Origin of the sequence: Actinoplanes couchii (genome assembly GCF_016862075.1) — a bacterium.
GTDB lineage: Bacteria > Actinomycetota > Actinomycetes > Mycobacteriales > Micromonosporaceae > Actinoplanes > Actinoplanes couchii.
The window spans coordinates 58,300-81,408 of sequence record NZ_BOMG01000014.1 but is presented as its reverse complement, the minus strand read 5'-3'; the positions used below and the strand labels follow the sequence as shown (position 1 = coordinate 81,408).

Genomic DNA, 23,109 nt, shown 5'->3' with positions numbered 1-23,109 from the left:
CCGAAACGGGGTTCCCCGACCCCGGGTGAGCAGGGAAGACTCGCCGCATGTTTGATGCACCAGCAGTGCAGAAAGTCGCCCTGGCCGCGATAGCCCAGCTGGTCACCGCGACGTCCGAGGGCCACGGCGGAGCCTTGGCCCTGACCGGAACCCCCGGCGACGGCCGAACCACTCTCCTGCGCGCCGTCCCGGACCTGCTCCCCCACCGCACCGGGACGTGGATCGCCGGTTTCGTCACGGGACACGCGGAGGAGCGGGAGTTGCCTCATCACGGCCTGCGGACCCTGCTGGCCGGGCTCTGCGACCGAGTCGGGGCGGCCTGCCCGCCGGTCCTCACGGGTGATCCGCTCACGGTTCGCCTCGCCGTGCTCGCCCTGCTGCGCACGATCGCCGAGGCCGGTCCGGTCCTGTGCCTCGTCGACGACGCCCACCTGCTGGATCCGGAGTCGTGGCAGGTCCTCGCCTTCGCCGCCCGCCGGATCAGCGGTGACCGGGTCGCGCTCGTCGCGTCGTTCCCGGTCGGCGCGGAACCCGCCGGCATGCCGGTGCACCGCCTGCAACCGCTGTCCCCGGAAGCCGCCCGGGACCTCCTCCGCCGACACGCCCCGGATCTGGCCGACGACGTGGCCGGCGCCCTGACCGAACTGGCCGAAGGGCATCCGGCCGCCCTGATCGACCTGGTCGGCACCCTGACCCCGGAACAGCGCCGAGGTTACGCACCACCACCCGACGCCCTGCCCCCGGACAGCCCGGCGCACCGGGCGTTCACGGCCGAACTGGACGCCCTCCCGCTCCGGACCCGCCTGCTGCTCCAGTTCGCCGCCGCGGCCCCGGACACCGCGCCGGACATCCTCCTGGCCGCCGCCGCCCGCGCCTGCCCCACCTCCGCGGGGTGGGGGCTCGAGGACTTCGGGGCTGCCGAGCGGGCCGGGATCGTCGAGGTGACCGCGGGCGGGGTCCGGTTCTCCGGGGGACTTCGCCGCGGGGTGGCGTACCGGCAGATGGAGATCGCCCGGCGGCGGATCGCCCACCTCGCCCTCGCTGACGTGCTCGAAGCTCGCGGGGAAGGGACCTCGGCGCTGCTGCATCGGGGCGCGGCCGCCACCGGGCCCGACGTCGCGCTCGGCCGGCGGTTGGCACGGATCGCGGCTGCGGCGGATCCGCCTGTCGCGGCGGCGGCACGGCGGTGTGCGGCCGGGCTGGTGACCGGCAACGGGGAGCGGGCGGCGCTCCTGCTGGCCGCCGCCCGGGACTCCTGGCTGGCGGGACGGCCGCACGAGGCGGGGCTGCTGGTACGGCGGATCCCGGCGGCGGCGGGTGGGGCCCGGGTCCGGGCCCGGGCGCTCACTGCGGAGATGGGCCTGCCGGGTGGGGCGCCGGGTGCCCGGGACGTGCTGCTGGACGTGGCCGCCGAACTCGCCGAAACCGATCCGGGTACCGCCCTGGACGCTCTCGCCCTTGCCGGGGAGGCCGCCTGCCGGCCCGCGGAACAGCGCCGGTTCGCGGAACTGGCCGCGCGGGTCTCGGCCGCGTGTCCTGGTGCCGAGACTCCGGCCACGATGCTCGTCCGGCACCACGTCGCCGGGCTGGCCCGGATCGCCGCCGGGGACGAGAGCGGGTCGTTCGGGCCGTTGCGGCGGGCGGTGGCGCTCGCCGACCGGGTCGCCGAGCCGGAGCCGCTGCTCCGGGCCGCCGTCGCCGGGATCCTCGTCGGTGACTCCCGGCGGGCCGCGGCACTCGCCGGGCGGGCCGCCGTGCTGGCCCGGGAGCGGGGTGCGCCGGTGCTGGTTCCGCAAGCGCTCGAACTGGCCGCGCTCGCCGGAATGGCGTCCGGTGACTACGCGGCGGCCGGGGAGGCGGCCCTCGACGGAGCGGCGGTCGCCCGCGGCACCGGGCAGCCGATCCTGGCCGGCTCCCATCTGGGCGTGCTGGCCGTGCTCGCCGCCCTGTTCGGCGATCGGGACACCGCGCTCAGCCGGATCACCGCGGTCGGTGACGGACCGGCCCGGCCGCTGTGCGAGTGGGCGCTCGCCGTCCTGGACCTGGTCGACGGCCGGGGCCGTCCCGCCGCCGACCGTCTGCTGGCGGTGCTCACCGGGCCGCCCGGGCCGGGTTCGGCGCTGCTGCGGGTCGCGGTGGTCCCCCATCTGCTGGAGGCCCGGGCCCGATCGCATCCTGCGGAAGGGCAGGCCCGGCAAGCGGTGGAGGACGTGGTCGCGGAGGCTTTCGACAGGTGGGCGGGACGCACCGGTCAGCCCGGCTGGCTGGCGCTGCGGGACCGGTGCCGGGCGTTACGGGCCGACGACGGCGAGGAGGCGTCCGGCCATTTCGAGGCGGCTCTCGGACATGACGGGGAGGCCGGTTTCCCGAGGGCGCACACCCAGCTGCTCTTCGGCCGGATGCTGCGCCGCCGGCGACGGCACGTGGAGGCCCGGACCCACCTGCGCCGCGCCGCCGACACGTTCCAGGCGCTGGACGCGGGCCCATGGGCGGCACAGAGCATCCGCGAACTGCGGGCCGCCGGCGACCGGGTCGAACCACACGCCCCGGCGGGCCGGGCCTTGACCGCCCAGCAGGAACGGATCGCCGCCCTGGTGGCGGGCGGCGCCACCAACCGGGAGGTGGCCCACGAACTGCACCTGAGCCCCCGAACCGTCGACCATCACCTGCGCAACGTCTTCACCCGTCTCGGCGTCCGCTCCCGGACGGAGATGGCCCGCCTCCTGACCGGTCAGGACCAGCGCTCGACCCTCTGACGCCGGTGGCAGGCGACCAGGTGCCCGGCGAGGATGCCCGGATGGCCGCCGCGCACGCACACGTCGGCGCCCGCGGTCAGCACCCCGGAGACCAGCTCGGCCTGCGCCCAGTCGTCGATCAGCGCGACGATCCGGGTGTCCGGTGGCAGCACCGACCGGGCCACCCGGACGTCGTGCACGGTGGCTCCACTGAGCACGACCAGCTCCCCCCACTCGATGTCGTCGAGCCCGGTGGCGAGCCGCATGTGCCAGCCGCCGGGAAGGTACGGTGGCAGCCCTGCGACCCGGCTGCGCTGTCCGAGGACGGCGACCACCGGCTCATGGACGGCAGGGGTGCGGGTGTCGTTCGCGATCTGGGTGAGCATGGTGTTTCCTCTCGCCGGGCGATCTCCTGTGACCCCCACGATTCGCCCCGCGCCTGTGCGTCACCATGCGCACATCCTGTGTGTTCGATGTCAGCCCCGGCAGGCCGTCTACAGGCTGTTCCACCTGGCCAGAACCGGGTCGGCGCCATGCTCGAACCCGAGGACCGACAGCGTCGCGGTGTCGAGTCTCAGCAGCCCACCGGCGGCCGCCGGCAGCCCGATCCAGCGCGCCCCCGCCACCCGCAGACAGTGCCCGTGCGCGACGAGGGCGACGTCCCCCTCGGCCAGCAGCGACCGGGCCCGGTCCAGCACCCGGTCGAGGCGCGCACCGGCCTGTTCCGGGCTCTCCCCACCGGGGCAGCCGTCGGTCCAGAGCGACCACCCCGGCCGCCGGTCCCGGATCTCCCGCGTGGTGATGCCCTCGTATTCGCCGTAGTTCCATTCCGCCAGGTCCTCGGTCACCTCGGTGACGGTGAGCCCGGCGAGTTCGGCGGTGTGCCGCGCCCGCTGCCGCGGACTGGCGAGGACGGCGGCGAACTCACGCCCGGCGATCCGCTCACCGACGGCCCGCGCCTGGCGTTCCCCCTCCGGGGTCAAGGGCTTGTCGGTGTACGAGGTGTGCCGCCCCGTGGCACTCCACTCGGTCTGCCCGTGCCGTACCAGAACGATCTCCGCCATCCGGTCCTCCCCGTCGCCTCCCGCATTCCTACACGGGCGACCGGTCAGGAACGGGTTCCCGGGGCTTCGTCACGTGGCAACGAGAACGGCGCCCGCTGCTCGTCCCGCGCCGCGATCTGCTCGAGCGCCCGCAGATACTGCGCCCGGGTGATGCTCCCGGCGATCAGCTGAGAAGCGAGGACACCTTCCAGACTGCACGGCACCCACCGTTGTACGTGGGTGTCGACCTCCGCAGCCGCACGCGCACTCCGGTCACCGTCACCGTCCCGGATCGGCCAGAACGCGAGTGCCGCGGCGACGATCAGCCCGAGGGCCGCTATCAGAAGGACCAGCACCGACACCACCTCCCTGAGTGACATCTTCGTCACTCACCGCAATGATCAACAGCCAATGCCCGAAATAGCCGTTTCAACACCCTCGCGGAGGACACCCCGAACCGGCCTCCCGAATGGCTATCGATCACTCCTGTGATCACCACATGCCCCACCTGTGTCCCACCTGTCGCGTACGCCGGGACCTGTGTCCCACCCGAACGGGACCTGCCGCCCTGCCCACCACCACATCGACGGCGTCAGATGGAGGGGCAGACGGATCACGAGGAGGGGCCATGCGGACCGGAACCATCGTCGTAGCCACCGACGGCACCACGTCGAGCCGGGCGGCCGTCCGCTGGGCGGCCCGGGAGGCTCACCGGCGGGGCGCCCGCCTGCGGGTCACCCACGTCCTGGACTGGGAGTGGGGCGAGACCCGGTACGAGTTCGGCGCCGGCCAGTTCGCCGGGGCCCGCCAAGCCGCCGAGGGCATCGCGCGCGGTGGCATCACCCTGGCCCACGAGGTCGCGCCGGGGCTGCCGGCCGAGGTCGACATCCGGGTCGGCAACCCGGCGGCCCGCCTGATCGCGGAGACCGACGGCGTGGATCTGCTGGTGCTCGGCAGCCGGGGCCGGGGCGGTTTCGCCAGTCTGCTGCTGGGCTCGGTGAGCCAGCGGGTCGCCATGCACGCGGACTGCCCGGTGACCGTGGTCCGGGGTCGCGGCGACGTCACCGCCGGGCCGGTCGCGGTCGGTTTCGACGACTCCCCCGGCGCGGAGGGCGTGCTGCGCACGGCTTTCGAGCAGGCCGCGGTACGCGGGACCGGGCTCACCGTGGTCCGCACCTACCTGCCGCTGCTCCCGGTCCACCTCGCCGGTGCGGGCGCCGCCGTGGTGGCCACCCCCGAACAGGACGAGGACGAGCGCCGGCGTCTGGTCGAACAGCTCGCGCCGTGGCGGGGGAAGTTCCCGGGCGTCCCGGTCGACACGCTGATCTCGCACGACAGCCCGGCCGCGGTGCTGTCCGGGGTGTCGCACACCGCGCAGCTGGTGGTCGTCGGCAGCCACGGGCACGGCACCATCACCGGCACCCTGCTCGGTTCCACCGGCCTGCAACTGCTGCACCACGCCGACTGCCCGGTGCTGCTGGCCCGCCAGGCGTGAACCTTCCCGGTGTCGCCGGGAAGGCAGGCGTAAACCGGAAACAGCTGGGCAAACCATCGGTGGAACGACGCCAGGAGAACGACCCCGAGGAGGCGGCCTTGAGCACCGGACACGTGATCGTGGTAGGCGTCGACGGCTCCGCGGAGGCCTTCCGGGCCCTGGAGTGGGCGGCCGGCGAGGCCGCCGGCCGGGGTGGCACGGTCCGGGCGGTGATCGCCTGGTCCTGGGACGGCCTGGAGTACGGCCCGATCGCCGCCGAGACCCCCGCCGAGGCGGAGAAACACGCCGAACGGGTGGTTCTGGACCAGGTCCGGGCCGTGCTGGCGGGATACCGATCGGACCCGGGCGAGCCTGCGGGACCACCGGTCTCGGCCGAGGTGGTCGAGGGCAGTCCCGCCGAGGCGCTGACCTCGGTGGCCGCCGGCGCGGACATGCTGGTGCTCGGCAGTCACGGCCACAGCCGGGTCCGGCACACCGTGCTCGGTTCGGTCAGCGAGTCCTGCATCCGCCAGGCGACCTGCCCGGTCGTGGTGATCCCGGCCCCGGTCCGCGAGCCCGCGACGGTCTGACACCACCGACACCGCGGCCCGGCGCCGTACTAGGCGCCGGCCATAAAAGGCGCCGGCCGTGAATGGCGCCGGGAACCCGCTACCCGCGACCGCCGCGGCGGATGATCCCGATGATCCGCCGGGCGGTCCGCGGCCGGGCCGGCGGGCGACCGTCCCGCGCCGGCGAGGACGTCAGCCGGAGCCGATCGAAGACGCTCTCCAGCAATGGTCCGGCCAGGATCAGCACCAGGAGCGACAGAAGGATCAGAGTTACGACGACGGCCATGGCGGCACCTCCGGCAGCCATCCTGTCCCGGTGGGGCCGCCGGGGGTCACGGCCGAAGGTCCCGAATCGACGCCGCTCGACACGATGGGACCTTGGTCCCGGAACGGACAGGACCGGGACGGGACCTTCGGAGGCTGTACGGCACGGGTGGTCACGCCCCCACCAGCGGAGAGTCATCGGTGAAGACATCGTCCGAGGAGGACCAGATGGCCACCACCGCCCGCCACAACGTCGTTCAGCTCGAGAAGGTCGAAGCCCCCGGCTCGATGCTCACCCACCCCGCCGCCCGGCTGCTGGCGGTGCTCCGGATCGCCACCGGCTTCGTCTTCCTCTGGGCGTTCCTGGACAAGCTGTTCGGCCTCGGCTGGTCGACCGCCGCCGAGCGGGCCTGGATCAACGGCGGATCGCCGACCAAGGGTTTCCTCTCGGGTGTCGAGGTCGGCCCGTTCCAGGACGTCTTCCGCGGCATCGCCGGCGCCGCCTGGGCCGACTGGATGTTCATGCTGGGCCTGCTCGGTGTCGGTGTCGCGCTGATCCTCGGCATCGGCCTGCGGGTCGCCGCCGGCGCGGCCGCCCTGATGATGGCCTTCATGTGGCTCGCCGAATGGCCGCTCGCCCAGCAGACCAGCGGCGGCGAGGCGACCCGGTCGAGCAACCCGCTCGTCGACTACCACGTGGTCTACGGCATCGGCGCCGCGGTCTTCGCCCTCACCTACGCCGGTCACACCTGGGGTCTGGGCCGCTGGTGGGCCTCGCTCCCGATCGTGCAGAAGAACCGCTGGCTGATCTGACCCCCGCCCCTCCCCGAGCCCGGCCGGTGCCCCCGGCCGGGCTTCCCCGTGTCACGGCACGGCCAGCACCTCGGACAGCGGCCGGCGGGGTGTCGCCATCACCGGGACGCCGTAGCCGACACGCAGAACCATCTGACCCCAGACATTGCGGCGTACGTCGGTCAGCCGCTCACGCAGCGCGGGGACCTCCACCGGCTGGCTGATCGGGGTGACGGCCAGTCCGTGCCAGGTGGCCGCCAGCAGGACCCGTTGGAGTGCCTGCCCCGCCCGTACCCGATCGGCGGGAACGTCTCCCCGGGTGGCCAGGACCAGAAGGGTGGGGTCCGGCTCGAACCGGCCGCCGGGCCGGGAGAGCTGCGGCTGCAGCAGGCCGAAGTCACGCAACGGCAGGGTGTCCGCCGGATCGCCGGGGCCGTAGGCGGACGGCGGTACCCCGTCCCGGCGGATCCGGCGCTGCGTGGTCCACCGGGCCAGCTCGGCACGATAGCCGCCGCGCGCACGGAGCCGCCGGTCAGCGACCCGGGACAGACCCAGGACGGCGTTCCGGGCCACCGGCGGCGGCACGTGCAGCAGAGCGCCCTCCCGGTGCGCGGCGGCGATCAGGTCGGCCAGGACGGCGGCCGGCACCGCGGCCCGGGCGAACGGCTGCCGGTTCGTGTGCCGGTGCGGGATCGCCGCCGCCAGCGCCTCCACCGCGGGTGTCGGCGTCCCCGGCCGGCCCACCCGCACGGTCGCCCCGTCATCGAAGATCTCCGGCTGCGGTACGAACCCCGCGCGCATCAGACTCAGCCGCAGGGTGAACACCGCCGCCCCGACGCTGATCATCATCTCCCGGCCGTCCGGGTCGAGCACCGCCAGCTTGCGGGCCGGATCGGCGAGCACGTCCACCCGGTCGTCGTGGATCCGGAAACGCCACGGCTGACTGTTGTGCAGGGACGGGGCGGTGGTCGCCGAACGTACACACTCCTCCAGGGTTTTTCGCATGCCTCCACCCCAGTCCGGGCGGGTGCTCCGGGCCAGAGTCGTAGGCCCCGACAATGCTAACGTGGCATGCCCCCTTTCGAACCGCCGTTCATCGACGTGCGTACCCCTCACCAGCCGCAGTCGATCGGCGGACGGAGCCGTGGATGTCGAGTCAGTCTTCTCAGATCTCTCCCGAGGTCTCCCCTGAGGTCTCCTCCCCCGAGACCTCCCCTGGATCCCCTTCCGAGTCCAGTCCTGAGGTCTCCGCCCAGGCGTCTCCTGCGGCTTCCCAGGTCGAGGCCGCCGGGCCGCTCTGGGGTCCGCGTTATCCACCCCGCTGGATCCTGCCGTTCATCGCCGTGATGACCCTGCTCACCGCGACCAGCACGGTCCTCGCGGGCCGGGGTTTCGAGCGCGGGGCCTGGACCGAAGCGGGCATGTGTGTGCTGTTCGCGGCCCTGTTCGGCCACCTGATCGGTTACGCGGTGTACCTGCGCTGGGTGCCACTGCGCCGGGGTCCGGCGATGCCGGAGAACGACCCCCTCGGAACCGGGTTCAGCTACGCGAAGTGGGGCTACTACTGGTACGTGGCCCCGATCACGATCGCCGTCCTGGGCCTGACCTGGTTCGCCCTGCTGTCCATCGGCGACGGCATCGGAAGAACCGTGTTCGCCGCGGTGATCCTGGCATTCTGCCTGCTGGTGGCGGTGTCGACAGCCTTCATGATCTACCTGGCCCCGGGCTGGCTGACCCTAACTCCGGAGGGCCTGCACCATCGGGGCCTGACCTTCGTCCAGTACTCCCCGTGGGCCTCGATCGTGGCAGTGGACGCGATCGAATCCGGTCACGAACGCGCCATCATCATGGACGTGGACCCCACCGGGGAGGACACCCTCCGCCATTACCTGCCGAGGGGCCTGCGCTCGGTCCACCCGCTGCTGCCCGCTTTCGTGGTGACCGACACGTGGCTACTGACCGACCCCACGCTGGTGCACGAGACGATCCGCCACTACTGGGACAACCCGTCCGACCGCGCCGAGTTGGGCACCAAGCAGGCCATCGACCGAATCCGCCACCGCCGCTTCACCAACGCCTGACCACCCCACCCCGCCTCCCTCTCCCTCTCCCCCGAAGGTCACCGCCCGCTCCCCGAAGGTCACCGCCCGGCCGCATTTCTCGCCGCCGGCCCTTCCCCTCGCCGCCCGCATTTCTCACCGCTGGGCCTCCCCTTTGGCCCTCTTTTTCCCTTCCGGTCGCCGCCCGGCCCTTCGTGGCTTCCCCACCACCACCAGCGGTGACTCACCGTCGCGGAAAAAGTTCGATGCGTTGCTGAACCGATTCGGCGAGGCGCTGGTACACCCGGGCGTCAGCTTCTGCGCCCTGCCGGGCCCGGAAGGCATCGGCTGAAATAAATGCCGGTTTCGAGGGGGAATGGGCCATGACCGATCGACTGCACGTCGACCCGGCGTCGCTCGAAGGAATCGCCGATCAGCTCGGGCGTTCCAGGGACGCGCTGCGGACCACCGCTTCCGGATCACCCGGAGCCCCGAATGCCGGCACCGACACCCCCATCTTCGACGACCTGATCACCCGCCTGGTCCGCGACGCCGAAGGCCTGGCCGAGGGTCTCCAGGAGGCAGCCGCCCGCGTGACCCAGGCAAACCAGACCTACGCCGCCGAAGACCAGGCCCACGCCCAGGACATGAATTCCCAGCCACCACCTCCCGCCCTGTCACCCACCCCTTCGGGGGCCGAAGCAGGAGGAGAAGCCGGAACCAGGCCCGAAGCCGAAACCCGCCCCGAGACCGACGCCGACACCAAGACCGGGCCCGAAACTGGGACCGGGCCTGGGACCGAGGCCGGAGCCGGCGCCAAGACCGGGGCTGAGGCTGGGACTGGAGCTGGGACCGGTGCCGCGGCCGCGGACGGCTTTGCGCGCGACGTGGCCGGCGCCGATAGGAACGCCGGGAGCAGCGGCGCCGCGGACGGGGCCGGGAGTGGTGGGGTGGTGCGGAACTTCGGGAACTCCGGGCCGGCGGACAGCATCGACGGTGGTGGGCCGGCGCGGAACAGCGGCAGCTTCCACCCGGCCGGCGGTGCGAGCCACGCGGACAGCATCGACGGTGCCGGGCCGGCGCGGAACCTCGGAGGTCGATGATGCCTCTCGACACCCGCTTGGACGGTGATCCCGGCTCATTGCACGTCGGGGCCCAATGGCTGCGGACCCGGCTCGGGTTCGAGGTCGACGGTGGCGCGACCAGCTTGCGGTCGGCGTCCGCGGAGGCCCGGGACGGGTGGCAGGGTGCCGCCGGGACCAGGTTCGCCGACCGGATGGCGCAGGCCGCCGACCGCACCGACGCCCTGCGGGCACAGATCGACGCGACCGCCGCGACCTTCTCCCGGTACGGCGAGCTGCTGGCCACCGCGCAGGGCAGCATGGCGACCGCCCGCGCCATCGCCGCCGCCAACGGGCTGCTGATCGCCGGGCCGATGATCCTGGACCCGATCCCGCCGCCCGTCCCGAGTCCCGCCGCGATGGTCCTGTTCGAGCGCCAGGTGAGCGGTTTCCAGATGGCCGCCCAGCAGGTGGCGACGGCCCGCGCCCAGATGGTGACGGCCCACGCGATCGCCGAGGCCCGGCAGGGTCAGGCCGCGGCCACTCCCCCGCTGCGGCCCGCCGACGTGATCGGCCCCCGCTGACCGGACCAGAGGGATCGGGCCCGGCGGGCCGGGGTTCAGAGACCCAGGTTCTCCGAGATCCAGTCGCGGACCGTGGTGTCCCCGGGTTTCTTGGACCGCACCTCGACACTGCTGAACCAGGCGTCGACCCGAACCCGCACGACCGGCGTCCCGGGCAGCCGGGGCACCGCCGCCAGCCGCAACTCCTCGGAGCTGAGCGCGTTCATCCCGCTCAGCTCGACCTCGACCCCCTCGGGGACGATGACGACGAACTCGCCGAACAGGCAGCTGCCCTCGATCTCGATCACGTCCTCGCCGGTGATCACCTCACGCAGGTCGAGTTTGGTGGACCCGAGCAGGGTGAAGACCTTGAGCCGGCCGGATCGCAGCCGCCACCGGCCGCGCCGTTTGCGCTCGCTGAGGACGGTGACGACCTTCTCGACGGTGCGGGCCGTGCCCACCACGGAGAGGGGGGCGAGACCCTGGGTGGCCCGGGCCAGTTCGATGTCGGTGGAGGCGGCCCAGGCGGCGCCGACTCGTACGCTGAACTCCTCCAGGGTGATCCGGCCGTCGCCGCACGCCTGCTGCAACAGCTCGGACACTCGCTCGCGGTCGCCGTCGGAGATCGGCGCCGGTACAGGTGATCCCACGCTGTGACCCTATCCACCGCGCGCTACCACCGAGTTGCACCCCGTACCGCAACCGGGTCTCTGCAGAATGACGGCCATGAGATCACGGATAGCCGCAACCATCGCCGTAGTGGCCGCACTGGTGAGCCTGGCCGGTGGGATCGCCGGTCCCCTGTACGCCGCGTTCGGAGCCAGCTGACACACTTGTCAGATCATGACGCTGACCGATCGCCTCCCGGGCTCCGCCGAACCTGACGCCGTCTTCGACGCCTTTCAATCGTGGGTCGAGGAACAGGGCCTGACCCTGTACCCGCATCAGGAGGAGGCGCTGATCGAGATCGCGACCGGCGCGAACGTCATCCTGAACACCCCGACCGGCTCGGGCAAGAGCCTGGTGGCCACCGGCGCGCACTTCGCGGCCCTGGCCAGTGACCGCACCACCTTCTACACCGCGCCGATCAAGGCCCTGGTGAGTGAGAAGTTCTTCGCCCTGTGCGCGGTCTTCGGCGCGCAGAACGTGGGCATGCTGACCGGTGACGCGAGTGTCAACGCGGATGCCCCGATCATCTGCTGCACCGCGGAGATCCTGGCGAACCTGGCGTTGCGCGAGGGTGCGGACGCCGACGTCGGCCAGGTGGTGATGGACGAGTTCCACTTCTACGCCGAGCCGGACCGGGGCTGGGCCTGGCAGGTGCCGCTGATCGAGCTGCCGCAGGCGCAGTTCATCCTGATGTCGGCGACGCTGGGTGACACCACCCGGTTCAAGGACGACCTGACCGCGCGGACCGGCCGGGAGACGGCCGTGGTGGCGAACGCGGAGCGTCCCGTCCCGCTGATCTTCGAGTACGCGACGACGCCTCTGCACGAGACCATCGAGGAGCTGCTGGAGACCCGGCAGTCCCCGGTCTACATCGTGCACTTCACCCAGATGGCGGCGCTGGAGCGGGCGCAGTCGCTGATGAGCATCAACATGTGCACCCGGCAGGAGAAGGACGCGATCGCCGCCGCGATCGGCAACTTCCGGTTCACCGCCGGTTTCGGGCGCACCCTGTCCCGGCTGGTCCGGCACGGCATCGGCGTGCACCACGCGGGCATGCTGCCGAAGTACCGGCGGCTGGTGGAGACCCTGGCCCAGGCCGGCCTGCTGAAGGTCATCTGCGGCACCGACACGCTCGGTGTCGGCATCAACGTGCCGATCCGCACGGTGCTGTTCACCGGCCTGTCGAAGTACGACGGCGTGAAGACCCGGCTGTTGAAGGCGCGCGAGTTCCACCAGATCGCGGGCCGGGCCGGGCGGGCCGGTTACGACACCATCGGCACGGTGATCGTGCAGGCCCCGGAGCACGTGATCGACAACGAGCGGGCCCTGGCGAAAGCCGGTGACGACCCGAAGAAGCGCCGCAAGGTGGTCCGCAAGAAGCCGCCGGAGGGCACGATCGGCTGGGGCCGGCCCACCTACGACCGGCTGGTCGAGGCCGAGCCGGAGCCGTTGACGTCGTCGTTCCAGGTCAGCCACGCGATGCTGCTGAACGTGATGAACCGGGGCGGCGACCCGTTCGAGGCGATGAAGCACCTGCTCACCGAGAACCATGAGGAGCGGCCCGCCCAGCGCCGGCACATCCGGCGGGCGGTGGGCATCGCGCGGGCCCTGATCGCCGGCGGGGTCATCGTCCGCAGCGAGGCCGGCCCGTACAAGCTGGTCGATGATCTGCAGTTGGATTTCGCCCTGAACCAGGCGCTGTCCCCCTTCGCCCTGGCCTGTCTGGAGCTGCTCGACAAGGAGGCGCCGGAGTACCCGCTGGACGTCGTCTCGGTGATCGAGTCGACCCTGGAGGACCCCCGCCAGATCGTCTCCGAGCAGCGCAAGAAGGCGCGCGGCGAGGCGGTCAACGCGATGAAGGCCGAGGGCATCGAGTACGAGGAGCGCATGGTGCTCCTGGAGGACGTGACCTGGCCGCAGCCGTTGAAGGAGTTGCTGGAGGCGGCGTACGAGACGTACCGGCGCGGGCAGCCGTGGGTGGCCGACTACGAGCTGCGGCCCAAGTCGGTGGTCCGGGACATGTACGAGCGGGCCATGACGTTCACCGAGTACGTGTCGTTCTACGGCCTGTCCCGTTCTGAGGGCCTGGTGCTGCGGTACCTGGCGGACGCCTACCGGGCGCTGCGCCAGACGGTGCCGGAGGACGCCCGGACCGAGGAGCTGACCGACCTGATCGAGTGGCTCGGTGAGCTGGTCCGGCAGGTCGACTCCAGTCTGCTCGACGAGTGGGCGCGCCTGCAGAACCCGACCGGTGACGAGGCCCCCGAGGTCCGCATCGACGACAAGCCGCCGGCTGTCACCCGTAACGCGCGGGCGTTCCGGGTGCTGGTCCGCAACGCGATGTTCCGCCGGGTGGAGCTGGCCGCGCTGCGCCGCTGGGATCTGCTCGGCGAGATGGACGCGGAGGCCGGGTGGACGTCGGACCGCTGGCAGAAGGCGATCCAGGACTACTTCACGGAATATGCCACGCTCGGCACCGGCCCGTCCGCGCGTGGCCCGGCGTTCCTGCACATCGATCAGGGCGCCACGGTGTGGACGGTCCGGCAGGTGTTCGAGGACCCGAACGAGGACCACGACTGGGGTATCGAGGCGACCGTGGACCTGGCCGCATCGGACGAGACGGGCTCGGCGGCGATCACCGTCACCGCCGTCGGCCCGCAATGAGGTGACCCCGGCGGCGGTCCTCGCGGTTCTCGCCGATCTGGCTCCGGCCGGGACCGGCGACCGCGGGCTGGACGTCACCCGGGGCGGTCAGCCGCTGGTGTGGCTGACCGATGCGGAGAAGGCGCCGCGTAAGGCCGAGACGGACCGGCTGGCGGCCCTGGACGCGCTGCACCGCGAGGAGCGGATCCTGCATCGCGGCTGGGGTTTCCTGGCCGGTCAGGTCGACGTCGACGGGACGTCGCGCAAGGTCCGGGCGCCGTTGCTGACCCAGCCGGTGCGCCTGGAGCGCGCCCTGACCGGCTACCGGGTGGTGCCGGCCGGCGACGTCGAGATCACCCCGCTGGTCGAGGACCGGGGCTGGGCCGCCGGGCTGGAGGCGGCGCCCAATCTGAACGGGGCGAACTGGCTGTCGGCAATCGGCAGCAAAGCCTGGCTGACATCGGCGGCCGAGGCGACCGGGCTGGCGTTCGACGCGGTCACCGAAGCCACCACCCGGCTGCCGAAGGACCGTCTGGTCCTGGTCGCGCGGGCCGCCCTGTTCGTGGTCCGCGACGTCTTCGGCGGCGGCCTCCGCGACTCCCTGCTCACCTGGGCCGGCCGCGACCTGTCCGGAACGGCCCTGGCCGCCCTCTACGACGGTGGTGACGATCGGGGCGCGGAACCGGTCGACGGCGAGGCGGTGGTCTCACCGTTGCCGTTGAGCGCCGCTCAGGAACGTGTCGTGGCCCGGGTGCGGACCGCGCCGGTCACGGTCGTCTCCGGCCCGCCCGGCAACGGCAAGAGCCACACGGTGGTGGCGGCGGCCCTGGAGGTGGTGGCGCGCGGCGGTTCGGTCCTGGTGGCCACCCAGTCCCCGCACGCCGCGGAGGTCCTGGCCGGCCTGCTGGCCCGCTATCCGGGCCCGGCCCCGGTCCTGTTCGGCGACACCACCAGCCGGGACGACCTGGCCACCACCCTGGCCGCGGGCGCCGACGAGGGCGTCACCGCACGGCAGTTGCGCGCCGACCGCCACACCATGGATCAAACCCTTGCTGCGGTACGCCGGGAGCGCACCGCCCTCACCGAACTCCTCCACGCCGAACAGTTGGCCGCCGGCCTGGAGCAGTTCGAGCCGATGCTGGCCGCCCTGTCCGCAGACGTCCCCGGCGCGTTCGACGACTCCACCGATCTGGCCGAGGTCTCCCGCCTCCTCGGGGCGGCCGCGGACCGGACCGCATCCGCCGGATGGTGGGGACGGCGGCGGTCGGCGGCAGATCGGAAGCGGGCTCATCGGCTGCTGCGGGTCTCTGTTGGCGTACCGGAAGGGCGGGTTCTCGAGGCTCTGGCCGCTGGGACCGCTCAGCGTGCGGCGGCGCGGATCGCGGTGAGTGGGGGTGGGGATCTGGCCGGGCGGTGGGCTCGGTTGCATGTCGCTGAGCAGGAGTTGCGGGATGCCGCCGGGGTCGCTGTCCGGCATGCGGCCCGCAGTGCCAAGCGGTGGGACGGCGACGGGCGGCGGGCGGCTGCCGCGCTGGCCACCGCGTTGCGGGCCGGGCGCAACCGGCGGCGGGAGCTGCTGGCCCGGCTGGATGCTCCGCCGCTGGTCCAGGCGCTGCCGTTGTGGATCGGGACGGTTGCCGACGTGGAGGATCTGTTGCCCGCCGCGCCGGGGCTGTTCGACCTGGTGGTGATCGACGAGGCGTCGCACGTGGATCAGGTGCGGGCGGCGCCGGTGCTGGCCCGGGCGAGACGGGCGCTGATCGTCGGGGATCCGCGGCAGTTGCGGTTCGTGTCGTTCGTCAGTGACGCCGGGGTGGGTGAGGTGCTGGCCCGGCACGGCGCCGACGACCGCCTCGACGTGCGCCGGGTCAGCACCTTCGACCTGGCCGCCGCGGCCGCCCCGGCCACCTGGCTGAACGAGCATTTCCGCAGCGTGCCGCACCTGATCGGGTTCTCGGCGCGGCGGTTCTACGACGACCGGATCTCGATCATGACGCGGACTCCGGAGGCCGACGCGGACCGGGCGATCGAGGTGGTCGCGGTCGACGGCGACGAGGTGCCCGCGGCGGTGGCGGCGGTGGAGAAGCTGGCCGCGGCCGGGTTCCGCGGCATCGGCGTGCTCACCCCGTTCCGGGCGCAGGCCGACGCCTTGGAGAAAGCGCTGGTCAAGGCGTTCCGGGTGGAGCGGATCGAGGAGCTGGGGCTGCGGGTCGGCACGGTGCACGCCTTCCAGGGCAGCGAGGCCGACGCGGTGGTGGTGTCCCTGGCCCTGACCGATGACGACACCGCGGGCCGCCGCCGGTTTGTCACCGACCCGCAGCTGTTCAACGTGATGATCACCCGGGCCCGTAAGCGGCTGGTGCTGCTCAGCGCCCTGACCGAGCCACCGGCCGGTGTGCTCGCCGACTACCTGGCGCACGCCGCCGAACCGGGCCGCGCACTGCAGCCGGGTCCGGATCCGATCGGCTGGGCGGCCCGCCTGGCGGTCGAGCTGGAGCGCCTGGAGGTGCCGATCCGGCCCGGCTACCAGGTCGGTTCGTGGCATCTGGACCTGTGCGCGGGCCCGGTCGGCGTGCTGTGCGGGGTGCACCCGGACGGTCCGGAGGCGCATCTGGCCCGCCAGTCGGCCCTGCACCGGGCGGGCTGGCGGCTGGTCGACGCGTTCCCGTCCCGCTGGGGCGGCGACCCGCGCCGGGCCGCCCTGGAGATCGCCGCCCTTCAGTAGCCCGGGTCGGTGATGCGGTCTATGTGGGTCACGGCCGGCAGGCGGACGGTGAACGTGGTGCCGAGACCGGGGACACTCGCCGCGGTGATGTCGCCACCCTGGTCCACCACGATGCGGCGGACGATGGTCATGCCCAGTCCGGAGCCGCCGGTGGCGCGCTGCCGGGCCGGGTCGGCACGCCAGAACCGGTCGAAGACCCGGGACACCTCGTCGGCGTTCATCCCGACACCGGTGTCCCGGATCGTCAGGACCGCGTCCGGGCCGTCCCGGACGACCCGCAGTTCGACCCGGCCACCGGCGTCGGTGTAGCGGATGGCGTTGCTCATCAGGTTGCCCAGCACCTGCCGCATCCGGTCCGGGTCGACACACACCTCGACCGGCGCGGGCACGTCCACGATCACCTCGACGCCGGCTTCGGCGGCGACGGCCCGGTGCAGGGTGGCCGCGGTGGTGGTGAGCTCGGACAGGTCGAGCGGCTGCGGGTCGTACCCGAGTTCACCGGCCTCGGCCAGGGCCAGCACCTGCAGGTCGTCGAGGATCCGCCGCTGCAGCAGGGTCTCCTCGTGCAGCGAGGCGAACAGCTCCGGGGTCGGCTCGATCACCCCGTCGGCGAGGCCCTCCAGGTAACCGCGCAGGTTCGACAGCGGGGTCCGCAGCTCGTGGGCGACGTCGGCGACCAGGCGGCGCTGGCGTTCCTCGCTGCGCTGCAGGGCCTCGGCCATCGCGTTGAACGCCCCGGAGAGCCGGGCCAGCTCGTCCTCGCCCCGGATCGGCACCCGGGCGTCGAGATGCCCGGCGGCCAGTTGCAGGGAGGCGCCGGTGAGCAGCCGGACCGGGCGGCTGATCCGCCGGGCGATCCAGGCGGTGCCGACGGCGGCGGCCAGCAACAGCACGGCGCCGCCGAGCAGGGCCGGGCGCTGCACCGATGCGAGGTCGATGTCCTGCCGACCGCCGAAGTAGACCCGGACCGGCAGGGCGGAACTGGTGGACACGGCATCGGCGAACCCGAGCATGAGGCACTTGTCGAGCCCTTCGAGGTACTCGTCGCATCCGCCGAGCTGGAGCCAGGCGTCGGCGAGCCAGGCCTCGTCGCCCAGGATCCGGCTGGTGTTGCTCTCGACGCAGTCGGGTTGCGCGAGGCGGCGCGCGTCGTCCAGGTAGGGCGGCACGGCCAGGGTGAGCGCGGCCGGGGGCCCGCCGTTCTGGGCCATGCACCGGACCGAGGCGAGCGCCGCACGGTACTGGGTCGCCTCCAGCAGCGCCAGGTAGGCGGGATCGCCGCCGGTGGGAACGGTCGCGAACAGGTCGGCCGGCAGATCGGGCCGGGCCCGCAACGAGCCCCGGCCGGGCCGCCGCGGCGGCTCGTCCGCCCGTTCCGCTCTCGGCTTCTTCTTCTCCTTCTGCAGGGTGAAGGCGCGCCGCTGGGCGGCCGTGACGGTGTCCTCGCTCAGGCCGGGCAACGGGTTGATGTCGGCGGGCACCAGCTGGACCGGACCGGCGGCGCGGCCCTCGAGGGTGTCGGAGTCGGCCAGCACCTCCTCGGCCTCCCGGGTGGCGATCCGGATGTGCAGGCCGGTTCTCTTCGACTGTTCGGCGGTGATCGTGTCGATGCCGTTCCACCGGCCGTTGAGCAGCCCGAACCGGCTGACCGCGTCGAGGATGTCGGCCTGGTGGCGGTCCCGGGCGTGTTCGGCGCGCTCCAGTTCGCGGGAGGTGAGGCTGAGGGTCAGCCAGGCGGTCGCCCCGATCGCGGTGACCGTGGTGACCAGCACCAGCAGGAAGATCCGCAGCCGGAAACTCACTGCTCGGCCATCCGGTAGCCACGGCCGTAGACGGTCTGGACGTACCGCGGCTCGGCGGGGTTGATCTCGATCTTGCGGCGCAGGTTGACCACGTGCGCGTCGACGGTCCGCTCGGACACCTCGTTCTCGAACCCGAACGTCTTGTCCAGGATCTGCCCGCGGGTGAAGACCCGGCCGGGTTCGCGGGCGAGCAGTTCCAGGATGCCGAACTCCTTGGCGGTCAGCCGGACCGGGGCGCCGCCCACCCGTACCTCGAACCGGGGTGCGTCGACCTCGATGTCGCCGACCCGCAGCACGTCGGAGGCCTCGTTGCCGCGGGTCCGGCGCAGCAGGGCCCGGATCCGGGCGGTCAGCTCCCGGGGGCTGACCGGTTTGGCCAGGTAGTCGTCGGCGCCGATGTCCAGGCCGAGCAGCATGTCGTTCTCCGCCGACCGGGCGGTGACCAGCAGGATCGCCACGTTCGCGAGGGTGGTGTCCGGGTCGGCGCGCAGGATCCGGCACACGTCCAGGCCGTCGACCTCGGGCATCATCCAGTCCAGCACCAGCAGGTCGGGGCGGCGGGCCCGGGTCTGTTCGAGCGCCGCCCGGCCGTCACCCACAGTCAGCACCTGATGGCCCTCGCGCTCCAGATAGAGGCGGATCAGCTGGGCGTGCTTCGGATCGTCGTCGGCTACCAGGATACGGGCGGTCACGTTTCGCATTCTGACCCAGCGGATCCCGGAGGTCGAGAAATGCGAAGAACCTATGAAGATCAGATCCCGGATTCGTGCCGTGCGAATTCTCGTCAGCTTCCGCACAAGTTCTTCACAGGTCGCTGTCTACGGTCGCCTTCTTCGTTCCCTGAGGAGGTGCCGCGATGTGTGGCCTGAGTGCTTTCGTCAGCAGCCGGCCGGACGCCGGACCACTGGACGCGGTCTTCCGCTCGGCCTTCGAGGCCGCGCTGACGACCATCCATCACCGGGGTCCGGACGACACCCAGATCGTGGCCGGTGACGGCTTCGCCTTCGGCTTCAAGCGGCTGGCGATCATCGACCGGGAGAACTCGGTGCAGCCGCTGCACTACGCCGGCCGGTGGACCGTGGTGTTCAACGGCGAGATCTACAACTACCGGGAGCTGCGCTCGGACCTGATCCGTCTGCACGGCGCCGAGTTCGCGACCGACGGCGACAGCGAGGTGCTGGCGGCGGCGTTCCACTACTGGGGTGAGGCGGCGCTGCCGCGGCTGCGGGGCATGTTCGCGTTCGTGGCTTACGACCACCGGTCCGGCACCCTGCACGCGGCCCGGGACGCATTCGGCATCAAGCCGCTGTACGTGCTGGAGACCGCCGACGGCCTGCACCTGGCCAGCGAGCGCAAGGCCCTGGACCCGTTCGCGGCCCCGGCTGGCCCGGCCCTGGACACCGAGGCGGTCGCGCACTATCTGACGTTCCAGTTCGTGCCGGACCCGATCAGCCTGCACCGGCACATCCGGCGGCTGCCGCCGGGCCACCGCCTGGTCTGGACCCCGGGCGGCGGGGTGCGGCTGCACCGCTGGTTCAAGCCGTCGCTGCGGCCGCTGCACGTCCAGCCGGAGGCCGCCTACCAGGCGATCCAGGACGCGCTGACCAACAGCGTCCGCAAGCACATGCACGCCGAGGTGCCGGTCGGCACGTTCCTGTCCAGCGGGATCGACTCGTCCGCGATCGCCGCCCTGGCCGCCCGGGAGAAGCCGGACCTGCACGCGTTCACCGCCGGGTTCGCCGCCCAGGGTTACTCGGAGATCGAGATCGCTCAGGACACCGCCGACCAGCTCGGCATCCGGCTCACCCCGACCGTGGTCACCGACGAGGACGTGCTCACCCACCTTCCCCGGATCATCCAGCTGCTGGACGACCCGGTGGCCGACCCGTCGCTGATCCCGCTCTACTTCCTGGCCCGGACGGCGTCGAGGTACGTGACCGTGGTGCTGTCCGGTGAGGGCTCCGACGAGCTGTTCGGCGGGTACACCATCTACCGCGAGCCGCTGTCGTTGGGCGGGGTGGAGAAGCTGCCCGCCGGGATGAAACGCGGCCTGAAACACCTGGCCGAGGTGCTGCCCGAGGGGGTGCGCGGCCGGTCGTTCCTGGAGCGCGGCACCACCCCGATCGAGCAGCGCTACTACGGCAACGCGCGGATCTTCTCCCCCGACGAGAAGGCCCGGCTGATGCGGTTCACCGCACAACCCCACACCTCGATCACTTCCCAGCTGTACGCCGAGACCGCCGACGTGGACGACGTCGCCTCCATGCAGTACGTCGACCTGCACACCTGGCTGCCCGGGGACATCCTGGTCAAGGCCGACCGGATGTCGATGGCGCACAGCCTGGAACTGCGGGTGCCGTTCCTGGACCAGCAGGTCTACGCGGCCGCCGCCGGCCTGCCGACCGAGCTGAAGCTGCCGCACGGCTCCCAGGTCACCAAGCACGCGCTGCGCGAGGCGATGAAGGGCATCGTCCCGGAGTCGGTGCGCTCGGCCCGCAAGCTGGGCTTCCCCACCCCGACCCGGCTGTGGCTGCGCGGCCCGATCGGCGACTGGGTGGATCACCTGTTGGCCACCTCGCAGGCCGATCACCTGCTGGATCTGGAGTACGTGCGGGGCCTGCTGGCCGAGCACCGGGCCGGCGGTCAGGACCGGTCCCGCAAGGTGTGGACGGTGGCGATGTTCTGCCTGTGGCACGCGATCGCGGTGGAGAAGTCGATCGTGGTGGCCCCGCCGGCCGCCCCCGCGATGCCGGCACCCCGCGGCCCGCTTGCCGTCCCGGTTGCGTCATGATCGGCGGGTGACTCTTCTGGACGAGGCGGCCGCCGACCCGCGGTCGCCCGCCTGGGACGTGGTCTGGAACGACACCTGCGACCAGGGGTACGCCAACGCGGGCAGCGAGCGCCTGCTGCCGTGGCTGGCCCGGGTCTGCGCCGGGTTCACCCCCGCCGACCGGGAACGCCCGCTGGTGCTGGCCGGTTTTGTGGCCCTGGACGCCCCCGACCGGCCCGGGTTCGCCGACGAGATCACCGCGCTGCGCCTGCTCACCCGGGAGAACCTGGAGGCCGGCGCCTCCGACGCCCGGATGTATGTCTACCTGCAGCAGGCGCTGCTCGGCCTGGACGGCGACGAGACCTGGGGCCGCAGCCTGGACCTGCTCAGCGATGGCGAGGCCGACGTGGCCTGCCCGCACTGCGACGGCGAGCACCTGATCTCGCTGGACCCGGCGGACAGCCCGGTCGTCCCGGCGCTGACCGTGCCGCTGGCCGCCCGCCTGCACCGCGAGGCGCTGGCGGCCGGGTTCTCCGAGGTGGCGGCGTCGGTGCCGCTGCTGTTCGGGCGGGTGGACTGCCCGTCGTGCGGCGCGGTGTTCGACGTCGCGGGGGCGCTGACCCGCTGACCGATGAGTTCCGGGGCCGGGAGCGGTCCTCTCTTTCATGGCGTACTTCGTGGTTCCGTCCGGCCTCCGGCGTACGGACATCCCGGTGCTGTGTGCGGACCTGGCCGGGCGTTTGCCGGCCGGGCCCGGCGGCATCGTGGAGTGCGACGTCGCCGGGGCCGATCCGGGGGTGGTGACGGTCGAGGCGCTGGCCCGGCTGCGGCTGACCGCCCGGCGGCACGGGTGCCGTCTGACCATCCGCAACGCGCAGCCCGCCCTGCGCGAGCTGATCATCATGCTCGGGCTGGACGGGCCGCTGTCGGTTCAACCGCTCCGGCAGGCTTCAGTCGAGCCGCTCCGGCAGGCCGAACATCGGGAACAGGCGGGCGGTGTCGAGGAAGTTGTTGATTGACGTGATCCGGTCGCCCTCGACACCCAGGACGACGAGCGACCACGCGACGTGCCCGGCGCCTTCCGGATCGGCCCGGTACTGCGCGAAGGCGGGCATGCCGTTGGCGATCGCCGGGATCAGCCGGGAACCGCGGCAGCCGCTGCCGGTGCCGGTCATCCACGCGGTGATGTGCTCCGGCCCGCGCAGCCACAGCGCCAGCGGCGGCATCGACAGGGTGGCATCCTCGTGCAGGAGTGCGGTCAGGGCGCCCAGGTCGTACGACTCGAAGGCCTTGACGTAGCGGGCCAGGAGCTCGCGCTGTGCCGGATCCAGGGGCTGGAAGGCGTCCCCGGCCGTCGGCGTGACCTCGGCCAGGGTGGCGCGGGCCCGCTGCAGGGCGCTGTTCACCCCGGCCACCGTGGTGTCCAGCAGTTCCGCGGTCTCCTGCGCCGACCAGGCGAGCACCTCCCGCAGGATCAGCACCGCCCGCTGCTTGGCCGGCAGATGCTGCAGCGCGGCCACGAACGCCAGCCGGATCGACTCCCGCTCGGCGATCAGCCGGGCCGGGTCGGAGCCCTCCGGCAGCACCCGCTCGTCGGGCACCGGCCCCACCCAGATCTGCTCCGGGTGGACCGCGCCCGGATCGGTCGCCCGCCCGTCGCCGGCCGGCCCCAGGTCCATCGGCCGGACCCGGCGCTGCGCGGCGTCGGCCATCGTCAGGCACACGTTGGTGGCGATCCGGTAGATCCAGGACCGCAGCGACGACCGGCCCTCGAACGAGTCGTGGGCACGCCACGCCCGGATCAGGGTCTCCTGGACGGCGTCCTCGGCCTCGAACGCCGAGCCCATCATCCGGTAGCAGTAGCCGATCAACTCGGGACGGAACCGTTCCAGTTGGGCCTCGATGCCTGCGCTCACCGGGAGAAATCTACTGGCAATTCCGGCCGATGCCACCGATGAGT

At 72.4% G+C, this 23,109-nt stretch carries 21 protein-coding genes; 12 read left to right on the top strand and 9 right to left on the bottom strand.

Going from position 1 to position 23,109, the window contains the following annotated elements:
• Positions 1–65: 65 nt before the first annotated feature.
• Positions 66–2,756 (top strand): helix-turn-helix transcriptional regulator, encoded by a 2,691-nt coding sequence (locus tag Aco03nite_RS03705; RefSeq protein WP_203793145.1) that lies wholly within the window; start codon positions 66–68, stop codon positions 2,754–2,756.
• On the opposite strand, the gene Aco03nite_RS03700 is transcribed toward Aco03nite_RS03705, so the two are convergent.
• The 3 genes from Aco03nite_RS03700 to Aco03nite_RS03690 form a co-directional block, all read right to left on the bottom strand.
• Positions 2,732–3,121 carry a hypothetical protein gene (locus tag Aco03nite_RS03700; RefSeq protein ID WP_203793144.1) on the bottom strand — a complete coding sequence of 130 codons (390 nt, stop codon included), beginning with the start codon at positions 3,119–3,121 and terminating at the stop codon, positions 2,732–2,734. The two genes, Aco03nite_RS03705 and Aco03nite_RS03700, sit on opposite strands and share 25 nt — an antisense overlap.
• A gap of 108 nt (positions 3,122–3,229) precedes the next feature.
• Complete coding sequence (locus Aco03nite_RS03695; protein WP_203793143.1) at positions 3,230–3,799, bottom strand: histidine phosphatase family protein; 570 nt, start codon at positions 3,797–3,799, stop codon at positions 3,230–3,232.
• A 44-nt stretch (positions 3,800–3,843) separates the two neighbouring features.
• The gene (locus Aco03nite_RS03690; protein WP_203793142.1) at positions 3,844–4,158 is read right to left on the bottom strand and encodes a hypothetical protein; all 315 of its coding nucleotides are present in this window, start codon (positions 4,156–4,158) and stop codon (positions 3,844–3,846) included.
• A 248-nt stretch (positions 4,159–4,406) separates the two neighbouring features.
• Here Aco03nite_RS03690 and Aco03nite_RS03685 point away from each other — a divergent pair, with 248 nt between their 5' ends.
• Together Aco03nite_RS03685 and Aco03nite_RS03680 are read left to right on the top strand one after the other, a co-directional pair.
• Positions 4,407–5,273: a universal stress protein gene (locus Aco03nite_RS03685; protein ID WP_203793141.1), complete on the top strand. Its 867-nt coding sequence runs from the start codon at positions 4,407–4,409 to the stop codon at positions 5,271–5,273.
• A gap of 98 nt (positions 5,274–5,371) precedes the next feature.
• Entirely contained in the window at positions 5,372–5,842 is a 471-nt protein-coding gene (locus Aco03nite_RS03680; RefSeq protein WP_203793140.1) for a universal stress protein, read from the top strand.
• 79 nt (positions 5,843–5,921) lie between these two features.
• Here Aco03nite_RS03680 and Aco03nite_RS03675 read toward each other — a convergent pair whose 3' ends face one another.
• The gene (locus Aco03nite_RS03675) at positions 5,922–6,107 is read right to left on the bottom strand and encodes a hypothetical protein (RefSeq protein ID WP_203793139.1); all 186 of its coding nucleotides are present in this window, start codon (positions 6,105–6,107) and stop codon (positions 5,922–5,924) included.
• A 206-nt stretch (positions 6,108–6,313) separates the two neighbouring features.
• Here Aco03nite_RS03675 and Aco03nite_RS03670 point away from each other — a divergent pair, with 206 nt between their 5' ends.
• On the top strand, positions 6,314–6,898 hold the full coding sequence (locus Aco03nite_RS03670) for a DoxX family membrane protein (protein WP_203793206.1): 585 nt from the start codon (positions 6,314–6,316) through the stop codon (positions 6,896–6,898).
• Positions 6,899–6,949: 51 nt separating this feature from the next.
• Here Aco03nite_RS03670 and Aco03nite_RS03665 read toward each other — a convergent pair whose 3' ends face one another.
• Complete coding sequence (locus tag Aco03nite_RS03665; protein WP_203793138.1) at positions 6,950–7,882, bottom strand: Acg family FMN-binding oxidoreductase; 933 nt, start codon at positions 7,880–7,882, stop codon at positions 6,950–6,952.
• Between the two features lie 143 nt (positions 7,883–8,025).
• On the opposite strand from Aco03nite_RS03665, the gene Aco03nite_RS03660 reads away from it, so the two are divergent.
• From Aco03nite_RS03660 to Aco03nite_RS03650, 3 genes are all read left to right on the top strand, one after another.
• Positions 8,026–8,958: a hypothetical protein gene (locus Aco03nite_RS03660; protein ID WP_203793137.1), complete on the top strand. Its 933-nt coding sequence runs from the start codon at positions 8,026–8,028 to the stop codon at positions 8,956–8,958.
• 341 nt (positions 8,959–9,299) lie between these two features.
• Positions 9,300–10,019, top strand: a complete 720-nt coding sequence (locus Aco03nite_RS53970; RefSeq protein ID WP_203793136.1) for a hypothetical protein — start codon at positions 9,300–9,302, stop codon at positions 10,017–10,019.
• Positions 10,016–10,561, top strand: coding sequence for a hypothetical protein (locus tag Aco03nite_RS03650; RefSeq protein WP_203793135.1), 546 nt, complete (start codon positions 10,016–10,018; stop codon positions 10,559–10,561). The genes Aco03nite_RS53970 and Aco03nite_RS03650 overlap by 4 nt, the downstream gene beginning before the upstream one ends.
• 35 nt (positions 10,562–10,596) lie before the next feature.
• Here the strand turns inward: Aco03nite_RS03650 and Aco03nite_RS03645 are convergent, their stop codons facing one another.
• Complete coding sequence (locus Aco03nite_RS03645; RefSeq protein ID WP_203793134.1) at positions 10,597–11,190, bottom strand: DUF1707 SHOCT-like domain-containing protein; 594 nt, start codon at positions 11,188–11,190, stop codon at positions 10,597–10,599.
• Positions 11,191–11,383: 193 nt separating this feature from the next.
• Between Aco03nite_RS03645 and Aco03nite_RS03640 the strand changes: the two genes are divergently transcribed.
• Positions 11,384–13,873 (top strand): DEAD/DEAH box helicase, encoded by a 2,490-nt coding sequence (locus tag Aco03nite_RS03640; protein ID WP_203793133.1) that lies wholly within the window; start codon positions 11,384–11,386, stop codon positions 13,871–13,873.
• Between the two features lies 1 nt (position 13,874).
• Positions 13,875–16,577, top strand: coding sequence for a DEAD/DEAH box helicase (locus tag Aco03nite_RS03635; RefSeq protein ID WP_203793132.1), 2,703 nt, complete (start codon positions 13,875–13,877; stop codon positions 16,575–16,577).
• Here Aco03nite_RS03635 and Aco03nite_RS03630 read toward each other — a convergent pair.
• On the bottom strand, positions 16,571–18,379 hold the full coding sequence (locus Aco03nite_RS03630; RefSeq protein WP_203793131.1) for a sensor histidine kinase: 1,809 nt from the start codon (positions 18,377–18,379) through the stop codon (positions 16,571–16,573). The genes Aco03nite_RS03635 and Aco03nite_RS03630 overlap by 7 nt on opposite strands.
• On the bottom strand, positions 18,376–19,080 hold the full coding sequence (locus Aco03nite_RS03625; protein WP_203793130.1) for a response regulator transcription factor: 705 nt from the start codon (positions 19,078–19,080) through the stop codon (positions 18,376–18,378). The genes Aco03nite_RS03630 and Aco03nite_RS03625 overlap by 4 nt, the downstream gene beginning before the upstream one ends.
• 155 nt (positions 19,081–19,235) lie before the next feature.
• On the opposite strand from Aco03nite_RS03625, the gene asnB reads away from it, so the two are divergent.
• Genes asnB through Aco03nite_RS03610 form a run of 3 tightly spaced genes read left to right on the top strand, consistent with a single transcriptional unit; the run spans position 19,236 to position 22,168 of the window.
• On the top strand, positions 19,236–21,170 hold the full coding sequence (asnB, locus tag Aco03nite_RS03620; protein ID WP_203793129.1) for an asparagine synthase (glutamine-hydrolyzing): 1,935 nt from the start codon (positions 19,236–19,238) through the stop codon (positions 21,168–21,170).
• Positions 21,171–21,177: 7 nt separating this feature from the next.
• Complete coding sequence (locus Aco03nite_RS03615; RefSeq protein ID WP_203793128.1) at positions 21,178–21,777, top strand: hypothetical protein; 600 nt, start codon at positions 21,178–21,180, stop codon at positions 21,775–21,777.
• A gap of 37 nt (positions 21,778–21,814) precedes the next feature.
• Positions 21,815–22,168, top strand: coding sequence for an STAS domain-containing protein (locus Aco03nite_RS03610; RefSeq protein WP_203793127.1), 354 nt, complete (start codon positions 21,815–21,817; stop codon positions 22,166–22,168).
• Here the strand turns inward: Aco03nite_RS03610 and Aco03nite_RS03605 are convergent.
• A complete protein-coding gene (locus Aco03nite_RS03605; RefSeq protein ID WP_203793126.1) occupies positions 22,100–23,065 on the bottom strand; it encodes a sigma-70 family RNA polymerase sigma factor in 966 nt (321 codons plus the stop codon). The genes Aco03nite_RS03610 and Aco03nite_RS03605 overlap by 69 nt on opposite strands.
• Between the last annotated feature and the right edge of the window lie 44 nt (positions 23,066–23,109).